Genomic DNA, 9,870 nt, shown 5'->3' with positions numbered 1-9,870 from the left:
TTTTTTTAATTCAGGATATGTTTTGGTTGTTTTGGGTGTAATTTTTTTTATAGTTGGTATTATTTTATTTGTTCGAGATATGGTTGAAAAAAAATAATGTTAAAACAAATGGGAAAGAGTAGCAAAAGCTACTCTTTTTTATTTTAGTCAATATATCTATGTAGGTAGAGGGGCATATGGCGGTTGTCATCTGAATTTGCGATACGGGATCAGGGAGGATAAGGAGCAAATTTGGATTGACAACCATGCTGACCCAAACCCTCTTGGCATAAAACAAATCACCGTTGCTGATCTTATTTTCTGTTTAGGGCTCCTACTATTTTTTAGTCTTAGTGGTAACAGTACCTTTTAAAGTTTTAGTTTTACGTCTAGCATGACGTTTTCAAAATAGTTATGAAATATACATGATTTTATACAAAGTGAAGAATAAATCAAGTAAGTAAAAATGCTGCTACATCAACGTTTACTCTGTTTGTATAAAAAGGTGTATAAACAATATTCATTAAAAAAGCCATAAAACGTTGATTTAACAACATTCGTGGCTTTTCGGTGTATTTCCAAACTTACATTTGGGAACGTTATTGGCTTTATGAATGTATATGTTATAAATCCTTGTTGGACTAAAGCACCCTTCCAGCACTTTATTGGGAGTATGAGTACTAATATTCCGTAATTCGTCAATCTGTTTCATCACCCCAAGTGATAGCAGATTTCCCTTATGCTCTTTCACATTAAAAATGCACATAAAAATTTGAAACTCCTAGATACTTCTAAGAGCTTCAAATTGTATTGAAAATATTTTATTCAATATTCTTAGAGTGGAAAGGCAAGCAACGGGAGTGTGGGCACACTCCCCAAAAACTCTGTTTTTGACTTGGTAGGGAGTTCCTACTACCTTTACAAATATTTAGCTGTTATTTTTCAAAAAATAAGCAGCTATATTTGTTGTCGCTTTGCTCGAATTTTAAAAGTGCATTTCTTCAAACGTTTATTTGCTTCTATATGTTTTCTAGAGTTGTTGCTTTGCTCAATCAAAAAAATAAAAATGACTGCTTTAAAACAGCCGTTAAGTGTTCATTATGGTTTTTCACACGCGAAATTATATCCCCCAATTTTTCTAGCTTCTGTTGCATTAGTTTGTCCATTTAAACCTGCGTCATCTCTTGAATCAATTATTGGGTTTCCACCCTGATCGAAACATCTATTCATGTAGTTCATTTTTTCTTTATGTGTAAGATATCGATCCCAGAAAAAATATCCAATGAAAGAAACCAAACCAATTCCTGCAAGCCATGCTACAACAGCGTATGGTGTTATTTCTCCATCTTCATTTTCTTTATAGATGATGTCGCCATCGTAATTTTCCATGTCTATCCCTAATGTTAAAAGTGTATTATTAACCTCTTTAGGAGTTAGTGACTCTAGTGATTCATAATAATTTAATTCTTCATCTGTGAAATGATATTTTTCTTTGGCTGTCTCTTCATCAAACTCTAATTTCTTTGTATTAAAGTTATATAATACTGATTCGGCTAAAGCACTTTCTTTACTTGCTAGTTCATTGGCATGCGCAAAATTAGGTAAAACTGTAGATACAATCAAAGTAAGTATTAAACTGCAAATAAAAAAATTCAACTTTTTCATTACAACGATTCTCCTTTTATGTATTTGGTTAAATAATACATTTATGGTTTGTAAAATGTATTATTTACATCATTATACATAATAACCATATAAATGTATAATATAATAAAGAATGTGAGGTGTGCCTAATTGTATTTCTCAAATATACAACTTTTAATGTTGATATTTGCTTTTATTATTGTAGTTTTCAGTGCTATTAAGGTTTATCAAATAAAAAAGGAATATTTGATTAAGCAGAGGGAGCTAGAGGCTGAATTCGAGAGAATCGAATTGGAGAGACAAAAAATAAAGGTAAGTATGAGCGAACCTAAGAAAGTCAATAAATAAAATAACCTGCTTGTTTTATACGCTATTTTATACATGCTGCAGCTAGTAATTTAACTAAAAAATGCTGTTAAATCAACGATGTATAAAATACTGTATATACAATAACTTGTAATCTAACTGAAAAGGCAGTAACGCCAAAGGATCCACCCTTGACGTTACTGCCTTTTTCTAATGTTATGTAAAGTTAAAATGCATGGGAATGTATAGACTTTCGATATGTTTTTACATAAAAAAACCTCCCTTTGTTTAGCCATAGGGAGGACAGTTTATAAGTAAATGGACTAATCAATTACCCAAGTCCAATAATTATCTTTTTTTTAGATTAATTCATAATGGGTATTAGTAAATGATGGTAAATTATTAGAGGTTAAAAAGCGCCCTCATACGATAAGCTTCGTTATGATAACCAGCGTTTTTAATGATAGCAAGAATTTCACGTTGAATTTTTCGTCTAGCTTTTGTCCCTTGTGCTGCTACCAATTCTTGCACCTTCGGTTCTACATTAATGAAATAAAACTGTCCGTATTCTTGCATATATTGATTATCATCAAATGTTTTGACATCGTTAGTATTTGAGATGCTTTTAGATGCTTCCGCATTGTAAGTTGTCGGAAGACTTTTAGCTTTTGTTGTTTCGACATTGTAAGCTGTTGAAGTATTTTTAGATGTTTCGATATTTTTGTTTTCCATATCAATTAACCACCTTTATTCTTTTAAAATCTATATGAAATGGAGTTGTTTTCAACATGAAGTACAACAAAGTAATGCTGTATTTGACGTTTGCAATTGTTTTGATTTTCGTGCTTTTAGCTGGTTTACCGCCACTTGATGAGCCGAAAGGTAAGGTATATATGGCTCTTTTATTTTATCTCATCTTTGAAATCTTTCATTTTGCACTTCAAGATCTTTTGAAATTAAGTAAAAAAGTGGATACAATTTTTTATATTTGTAGCTTAGTATTTTTGATTAGTTTGTTCATTGCTTCAATCGTAGTAAATGATATATTTGTAATTTCTTTTTCACTTGTGTTTTTTGTTTTGATTTCATTTAAAATCTATTTGAATTTTAAATGATAAGGAAAAGGCTTAGAGCCTTTTCCCTTATATCTCTTAATACCAGTAGTAATTTATGCGAGTTTCCCAAGTGTAAGAGTTACCATTTGCGGATTCCCATTGCCACAATTCTGTTACTGTTTGAATGTAGTTACCACCGTATTTCTCCATATCAGTGATAACCTGTTTTAATCGTTGTTCTTCTGGATTTGCGTTAAATAAATCTAATAATGCTTTCAGCGAAAGCCCAATGCCCGCAAGGTTTAAAATACCTGCTACGATTGGCCCGATGTAACCAACGAAAAATGTCGCCACTGCTGCGATACCTAAACCAGCAATAGCCAGTGCGAAATCTCCGTAGTTGTAACCTAACTTGTTTACAAGATACTCTTTAACGAAAACGTTTTTGTGTTTTGATGTTGTGTCTGAAGATAGCTTTTTCCATGCCATGTAAATCATCTCCTGTTTTTTGTTTTTGTTAGCTGCTAACATTTTATAAAGGGAAAATGGTTATTGTTTTGACAACCAAAGATGCAATTTTTTTTATTACATATTTTTTTGAAAAATGGTTGATGAAATGCCTATGAATTTCCCCTTATTAAAGAAGGGAGGGAATTTAATGGGAGAATATGAATTTTTAATTGGTTTAATTAGTAATACAGGTTTTCCGATTGTTGCGTTTCTACTTATTTTTTGGAAATTCGATAAATCATTGGGCTTATTAACTGAAGCTGTAAATAACAATACAAATGCTGTTCAGTCATTATTACAAAAAGAAAAACAAGAAAATAATAAGTAATTGGTTGTTATTAATTATTGATAGTTTTTCTCTACTTTTTTGATCTTAAATATGTAAAATGAACACAATTATGGATGGGAATCCTTCTTTTTTTGCTTTAAAATAGAACATATGTTTCTGTTTTTGTATAGGAGTTGATTTTTTGGTTCAAAATCGTCTATTAAAATCTTTTTTAGAAGATGAAAGAGTAAGCAAACTTTATAAAAGCTATTTAGAGAATCCTGCCCCTCATACGAGAGACACTATAGAAAAACTATTCAAAACCCACGTTAGAAAAATTCAATTACTTAGTTATTTTTCTCGTGTTTTGTATTTCGAATCTCAAAAATATGACAAAAAAATCCGTCATAATAATCGAGTTAATCAGTTAACGTTAGATAGCGACATTAATGACGGAGAGAACAAATTGATTGATTTAGTTCCCGATGAAAGTATTGATGACGAGTCTGAATGGATGTATTCTGACTTCGCTCATTTGGAAGTAATCTTGGAGGACAAGCAACTTTATAATATGGTTTCGAAGTTAAGCCCAAAAAAGAAATATATACTGCATGCTATTTTTATAGATAATTTAACGGAAGAAGAAGTTTCAAGAAAGTTAGGCATTTCAAAGCAAGCTGTCAATAAAGCTAAAAACCAAGCTTTTCAAAAAATTAGGCAGGAATATCAAAAAAATTGAGGTGATGTTGATGCCAGTAAATGAATTAAGTGAATTAAGAAGTGCGGCATTCCAACAGGAGGTTCTAGATATGTTGCAGCCTAAAATTAAATCAGTTTTACATCAGACCAGTTTTCAAAATAGGCTGGATTTGGAACAGGAAATTTCGTTAATGATTATTAGGGTTGTTAAAACAAAACAATTTAGAAAAGTACCCTCATTCTTCGAACTTATTGAAAGTGAAAAAATTATATGAAGACTCTCTCCACGAAAAGTAATAGTATTATTAGTTAACTAATATAAACTAATATATTAGAAACTATTAGGAGAGTGAATAGTATGTTAGAACTGACAAAAGACAACAACGTTTCCGAGCTTATTGCGAGTAAAAAATCGTTAAAAGAGCTTAGAAAATTTTTAAATACACGTGATACAACCATACGAGAAGTATTTAATTCATTAGGGTACTTCTATAATAAATCGCAACATGAATGGCAACGTGACGCCGATGTTTCGGATAAAGATATGACTTTTAATGAAGCATTGGAACAGTTAAAAGCAGTATCATCAAGGCAAACTCCTAAAGTGAATAGAAAACTAATAGAAGTTAATAAAGAGCTAATAGAAACTAATAGTCAGCAAAACCTAGAGATTTTGAACGCCATTGGCCTGTCAGAAAACGAGTTTCATGTGTTAAAAAAGATGATTCAAGAGCGAATTCAGCAAGAGGATCCGCATGACCAGTTACCAATATTCAATGAGATTGCGAAATTAAATACAAGAAGTAGAAAAAATAAAACATATTATATTTCAGAGGAGTTAGTGGCAGAAGTAGATCGTGTCGCCGATGAGTTAAATATAAAAAAATCGCAGTTAGTCGAAGTTGCATTACTAGAATTTTTCAAGCGTCATGGCTCTATTCAATAAACTAATAGAAACTAATAGTCAGAGAATATATTTACAAGTTACTAACTTTAGCGTATGGTAAGAATAACTAAATCGAACGTAAAAAAGCCATTCCACAGTGACTAATAGAGAGTTGGCGCTCTTTATTAATCGCTTTATCGTATATCACACATACGATGCAGCATATCGTGAAATGACTGTTTTTAACTGTTAAATATAGATAATATCTATATACGTCATTCTAGTATGAATTAGAAGACATTTCAACAGTTTATTAATAAGTCATTAAAGATTACTCCTTAATCTAAAGCGTTTTGCATCGTTAAGAAACACGATGCAAACGCTTTTTTGCTTCAAAAAGGAGCAACTACCATGGAAAACAAACTAAAAACTACACCAAACCAAGCAGTCCAAACATTTATGACATACGGCAATCAAAAAGGAGACCGGCAACTCAAAGAAGATCGCCTGCAGCAATTAGAAGACGTACTGGCCACACAAGGTATTTATCCTGGAGGGAAAGTACATAGAGTGCTAGAAAAATTGATTTATGATCTTACATACAATGGCATTATCAAAGTAAGCCGAGAGCATTTGAGCAACAAATTAGAGGTTGGATTCAATACAATCTCAACAGCTTTTAAGTATATGGAGCAATCCAAGTTATTTATCCTTTCCAGAAACAAATCAGGAAAAACGAATAGTGGTTGTCGTGTCATTTTGGATGTGCAGCACGTGAACTTTGAAAGCATTTTAAGCGAAGTTTATCATCTAAATGCGTCTGAAATTGCCATCGTTAAAGATGAATTTAAACAACCAAATAAACATCAAAATAAACATCAGGATTTGGCTCAAAACGCTGTTATATCAACGCTGAATGGCTCAAATTCGACTATTAACTATAATAACCAAATTAAAATAATAAAAGATATAAAGACGTCTACTAAGCAGGCGTCTGATCAGAAAAATAATCTTTATAATCGCTTAAAAGACCTTTATCAAGCTCGTACAGGCTCTTTAGAGGGCTTTAAACCATTTGTAGGTGTTATCTATGGGTCATTGAAAAAAATCAAAGCAGAGGACAAGCTAGGGCTATCTCATGGCCATTTAGAAACAATTATGTATCAATCCTTAGATGCAGCCATTTCAGCGAGCAATCAATACGTGAAAACTAACCGTTTAGCCTTACTAAGTGCCATTATTCGCAACAAAATCAACGATTTAACGGTTTCGAATGCATCTACAGCATCAGAAAAAGAGAAAACTAGAAAAGTAGAAGTAGTCCCAGCATGGTTTGCGACGCGTCATGAGCAAGAAGAAGAAGTAACCGAAGAAAAGAAAGCCTATTTTGCACAAGAACGTGAGCGAATCTTGGCCAAGTTACGCGATATTTAATCCAATGAGGAATGGTGAAAAACCATACCTCTAGTTTGCTATGGATTTTCCTCCTAGAGGCATGGCAAAGTTAACAGTTTTTATTCTAGTTGTATGAAAAAAATCAATTTATAGGCCATTTACGTTTGTTTTAAGACGGTTATTTTATTTTTGCTTTATTTTACTTCATGCTCTAATTTTAAAAGGCTTAAAAAGCTAGAGAGAAGCTTAAAGAGCCGAACCACCTAAAAGAAATTTAGAAAAAAGAGAGCTTTTCTTCATGCAAGGAGTAAAGCAAATAGGTTGGCAGGCAGTCGAAGTAAGAAAATGATTTGTGGCTTGTATCACAGTGAGTCAGTGTTTGATATCTTCTATACGGCACTTAAAAAGCGCCAGTTGCTCGTTTATAAAGACGTAAAGGAGTAGCATTCGCTACTCCTTTTTTATTATAGTTATAGTTTAGTTTTTACTGCAACCAACCATCCATCTAATTGACCGTTAAGGTGGGTAGGATACATTGTAGTTACGGAAGTTTCTGACATAAATTGTCCATGGAGAAGGTTTCTTAAAGTACCTATTGATTTTCTCACTTTTGGATCAAATCTCCAATATCCAGAATAACCAGGTTCTATTGTCATAGCATGTGAAGAGCTAATACTTCTAGATTTTGAAAAAGAGTAAGAAACTCCATATTCTATAGCTTGCAGTTGTAAATTAGTTAGGCTAGTGCTAGTAGAATAAGTTTCAGTATATTGGTAAGCGAGAGTTTGAGTGTCAGAACCAGGTCCTGGGTTTTCTTGGATAAGACTTGCACGTCCCCCGAATATTCTTGTTTCATAGTTACTAGATTCTTTGTAAATATGACTCCAAGTAACGGCCATTGGAGAAACTATGTCTGAACTATCTTGAGTAAATTCATTTTTTCGGTTTCTTCGATTTGAATAAATTCTTCTGGTGAAATTGATTCTACTACTTTTCCGCCTTCAACTCTATATACTTCGTCTATATATCCATTTTCTCTTTTATCAAAGTATTTTTGATTGTCTGTATCATAAAAAATATTTGGGTTAGCTGTGTGTTCCATATTTTCTGGTATATCATTTTCAGAAGCTGAGGCATTAAATGACGTGATGAAAAATACTGTAAAAGCCAATAAGACAGTTGAAAAAATAGATTTCAATTTCATACAACATATTCCTTCTCTTGAAATATATGGTATATAATTAACTTTAACGGAAAAGATTTCAAAGTCAACTAAAATTACCAAAAAAAGGAAAAGGGTGGTATATTGAATCACAAAATTTTAGGAACATTGTTTTTTGTCGTTTCAGCTATTTTGATTTCAACTCAATATATTGTTACTGCTATATTAACTTTGAATTTAGGGTCTTCAGATAAGGGAACTTTTTATAATATTTTTTTTAATTCAGGATATGTTTTGGTTGTTTTGGGTGTAATTTTTTTTATAGTTGGTATTATTTTATTTGTTCGAGATATGGTTGAAAAAAAATAATGTTAAAACAAATGGGAAAGAGTAGCAAAAGCTACTCTTTTTTATTTTAGTCAATATATCTATGTAGGTAGAGGGGCATATGGCGGTTGTCATCTGAATTTGCGATACGGGATCAGGGAGGATAAGGAGCAAATTTGGATTGACAACCATGCTGACCCAAACCCTCTTGGCATAAAACAAATCACCGTTGCTGATCTTATTTTCTGTTTAGGGCTCCTACTATTTTTTAGTCTTAGTGGTAACAGTACCTTTTAAAGTTTTAGTTTTACGTCTAGCATGACGTTTTCAAAATAGTTATGAAATATACATGATTTTATACAAAGTGAAGAATAAATCAAGTAAGTAAAAATGCTGCTACATCAACGTTTACTCTGTTTGTATAAAAAGGTGTATAAACAATATTCATTAAAAAAGCCATAAAACGTTGATTTAACAACATTCGTGGCTTTTCGGTGTATTTCCAAACTTACATTTGGGAACGTTATTGGCTTTATGAATGTATATGTTATAAATCCTTGTTGGACTAAAGCACCCTTCCAGCACTTTATTGGGAGTATGAGTACTAATATTCCGTAATTCGTCAATCTGTTTCATCACCCCAAGTGATAGCAGATTTCCCTTATGCTCTTTCACATTAAAAATGCACATAAAAATTTGAAACTCCTAGATACTTCTAAGAGCTTCAAATTGTATTGAAAATATTTTATTCAATATTCTTAGAGTGGAAAGGCAAGCAACGGGAGTGTGGGCACACTCCCCAAAAACTCTGTTTTTGACTTGGTAGGGAGTTCCTACTACCTTTACAAATATTTAGCTGTTATTTTTCAAAAAATAAGCAGCTATATTTGTTGTCGCTTTGCTCGAATTTTAAAAGTGCATTTCTTCAAACGTTTATTTGCTTCTATATGTTTTCTAGAGTTGTTGCTTTGCTCAATCAAAAAAATAAAAATGACTGCTTTAAAACAGCCGTTAAGTGTTCATTATGGTTTTTCACACGCGAAATTATATCCCCCAATTTTTCTAGCTTCTGTTGCATTAGTTTGTCCATTTAAACCTGCGTCATCTCTTGAATCAATTATTGGGTTTCCACCCTGATCGAAACATCTATTCATGTAGTTCATTTTTTCTTTATGTGTAAGATATCGATCCCAGAAAAAATATCCAATGAAAGAAACCAAACCAATTCCTGCAAGCCATGCTACAACAGCGTATGGTGTTATTTCTCCATCTTCATTTTCTTTATAGATGATGTCGCCATCGTAATTTTCCATGTCTATCCCTAATGTTAAAAGTGTATTATTAACCTCTTTAGGAGTTAGTGACTCTAGTGATTCATAATAATTTAATTCTTCATCTGTGAAATGATATTTTTCTTTGGCTGTCTCTTCATCAAACTCTAATTTCTTTGTATTAAAGTTATATAATACTGATTCGGCTAAAGCACTTTCTTTACTTGCTAGTTCATTGGCATGCGCAAAATTAGGTAAAACTGTAGATACAATCAAAGTAAGTATTAAACTGCAAATAAAAAAATTCAACTTTTTCATTACAACGATTCTCCTTTTATGTATTTGGTTAAATAATACATTTATGGTTT

13 protein-coding genes are annotated in these 9,870 nt (G+C 32.2%); 7 read left to right on the top strand and 6 right to left on the bottom strand.

The window, feature by feature from the left end:
- Positions 1-1,077: 1,077 nt before the first annotated feature.
- Both NY607_RS23855 and NY607_RS23850 read right to left on the bottom strand, forming a co-directional pair.
- Positions 1,078-1,644, bottom strand: coding sequence for a hypothetical protein (locus NY607_RS23855; RefSeq protein WP_131522736.1), 567 nt, complete (start codon positions 1,642-1,644; stop codon positions 1,078-1,080).
- Between the two features lie 687 nt (positions 1,645-2,331).
- The gene (locus NY607_RS23850; protein ID WP_259420552.1) at positions 2,332-2,661 is read right to left on the bottom strand and encodes a hypothetical protein; all 330 of its coding nucleotides are present in this window, start codon (positions 2,659-2,661) and stop codon (positions 2,332-2,334) included.
- Between the two features lie 56 nt (positions 2,662-2,717).
- Between NY607_RS23850 and NY607_RS23845 the strand changes: the two genes are divergently transcribed.
- Complete coding sequence (locus tag NY607_RS23845) at positions 2,718-3,044, top strand: hypothetical protein (RefSeq protein WP_131522734.1); 327 nt, start codon at positions 2,718-2,720, stop codon at positions 3,042-3,044.
- A gap of 36 nt (positions 3,045-3,080) precedes the next feature.
- Here the strand turns inward: NY607_RS23845 and NY607_RS23840 are convergent, their stop codons facing one another.
- A complete protein-coding gene (locus tag NY607_RS23840) occupies positions 3,081-3,473 on the bottom strand; it encodes a hypothetical protein (protein WP_131522733.1) in 393 nt (130 codons plus the stop codon).
- Positions 3,474-3,642: 169 nt separating this feature from the next.
- Here NY607_RS23840 and NY607_RS23835 point away from each other — a divergent pair, with 169 nt between their 5' ends.
- The 5 genes from NY607_RS23835 to NY607_RS23815 all read left to right on the top strand — a co-directional run bounded on the left by NY607_RS23835 (position 3,643) and on the right by NY607_RS23815 (position 6,781).
- Positions 3,643-3,822, top strand: a complete 180-nt coding sequence (locus tag NY607_RS23835; RefSeq protein ID WP_131522732.1) for a hypothetical protein — start codon at positions 3,643-3,645, stop codon at positions 3,820-3,822.
- A gap of 142 nt (positions 3,823-3,964) precedes the next feature.
- Positions 3,965-4,501, top strand: coding sequence for an RNA polymerase sigma factor (locus NY607_RS23830; protein ID WP_131522731.1), 537 nt, complete (start codon positions 3,965-3,967; stop codon positions 4,499-4,501).
- Positions 4,502-4,511: 10 nt separating this feature from the next.
- Complete coding sequence (locus NY607_RS23825; protein WP_131522730.1) at positions 4,512-4,736, top strand: hypothetical protein; 225 nt, start codon at positions 4,512-4,514, stop codon at positions 4,734-4,736.
- Between the two features lie 83 nt (positions 4,737-4,819).
- Entirely contained in the window at positions 4,820-5,407 is a 588-nt protein-coding gene (locus NY607_RS23820) for a hypothetical protein (protein WP_259420546.1), read from the top strand.
- A 351-nt stretch (positions 5,408-5,758) separates the two neighbouring features.
- Positions 5,759-6,781 carry a hypothetical protein gene (locus NY607_RS23815; RefSeq protein WP_259420544.1) on the top strand — a complete coding sequence of 341 codons (1,023 nt, stop codon included), beginning with the start codon at positions 5,759-5,761 and terminating at the stop codon, positions 6,779-6,781.
- Positions 6,782-7,212: 431 nt separating this feature from the next.
- Here NY607_RS23815 and NY607_RS23810 read toward each other — a convergent pair whose 3' ends face one another.
- Together NY607_RS23810 and NY607_RS23805 are read right to left on the bottom strand one after the other, a co-directional pair.
- A complete protein-coding gene (locus tag NY607_RS23810; protein ID WP_259420542.1) occupies positions 7,213-7,641 on the bottom strand; it encodes a hypothetical protein in 429 nt (142 codons plus the stop codon).
- A gap of 8 nt (positions 7,642-7,649) precedes the next feature.
- Complete coding sequence (locus NY607_RS23805; protein WP_259420540.1) at positions 7,650-7,946, bottom strand: hypothetical protein; 297 nt, start codon at positions 7,944-7,946, stop codon at positions 7,650-7,652.
- A gap of 102 nt (positions 7,947-8,048) precedes the next feature.
- On the opposite strand from NY607_RS23805, the gene NY607_RS23800 reads away from it, so the two are divergent.
- Entirely contained in the window at positions 8,049-8,273 is a 225-nt protein-coding gene (locus NY607_RS23800; protein WP_048395399.1) for a hypothetical protein, read from the top strand.
- 980 nt (positions 8,274-9,253) lie between these two features.
- Here NY607_RS23800 and NY607_RS23795 read toward each other — a convergent pair.
- Positions 9,254-9,870: hypothetical protein (locus NY607_RS23795; protein WP_259420538.1), on the bottom strand; the 617-nt coding region annotated here is incomplete at its 5' end.

The sequence above is a fragment of the Lysinibacillus sp. A4 genome (assembly GCF_024919535.1).
In the GTDB taxonomy this organism is placed as follows: Bacteria; Bacillota; Bacilli; order Bacillales_A; family Planococcaceae; genus Lysinibacillus; species Lysinibacillus capsici.
The sequence above is the reverse complement of the archived record's forward strand: the minus strand, read 5'-3'. Positions and strand labels throughout refer to the sequence as shown.

Excerpts from the sequence above, each read along its gene's own strand:
- NY607_RS23855 (WP_131522736.1), bottom strand. The coding sequence starts at position 1,644 with ATGAAAAAGTTGAATTTTTTTATTTGCAGTTTAATACTTACTTTGATT.
- NY607_RS23850 (WP_259420552.1), bottom strand. The coding sequence starts at position 2,661 with ATGGAAAACAAAAATATCGAAACATCTAAAAATACTTCAACAGCTTAC.
- NY607_RS23845 (WP_131522734.1), top strand. The coding sequence starts at position 2,718 with ATGAAGTACAACAAAGTAATGCTGTATTTGACGTTTGCAATTGTTTTG.
- NY607_RS23840 (WP_131522733.1), bottom strand. The coding sequence starts at position 3,473 with ATGGCATGGAAAAAGCTATCTTCAGACACAACATCAAAACACAAAAAC.
- NY607_RS23835 (WP_131522732.1), top strand. The coding sequence starts at position 3,643 with ATGGGAGAATATGAATTTTTAATTGGTTTAATTAGTAATACAGGTTTT.
- NY607_RS23825 (WP_131522730.1), top strand. The coding sequence starts at position 4,512 with ATGCCAGTAAATGAATTAAGTGAATTAAGAAGTGCGGCATTCCAACAG.
- NY607_RS23820 (WP_259420546.1), top strand. The coding sequence starts at position 4,820 with ATGTTAGAACTGACAAAAGACAACAACGTTTCCGAGCTTATTGCGAGT.
- NY607_RS23815 (WP_259420544.1), top strand. The coding sequence starts at position 5,759 with ATGGAAAACAAACTAAAAACTACACCAAACCAAGCAGTCCAAACATTT.
- NY607_RS23810 (WP_259420542.1), bottom strand. The coding sequence starts at position 7,641 with ATGGCCGTTACTTGGAGTCATATTTACAAAGAATCTAGTAACTATGAA.
- NY607_RS23805 (WP_259420540.1), bottom strand. The coding sequence starts at position 7,946 with ATGAAATTGAAATCTATTTTTTCAACTGTCTTATTGGCTTTTACAGTA.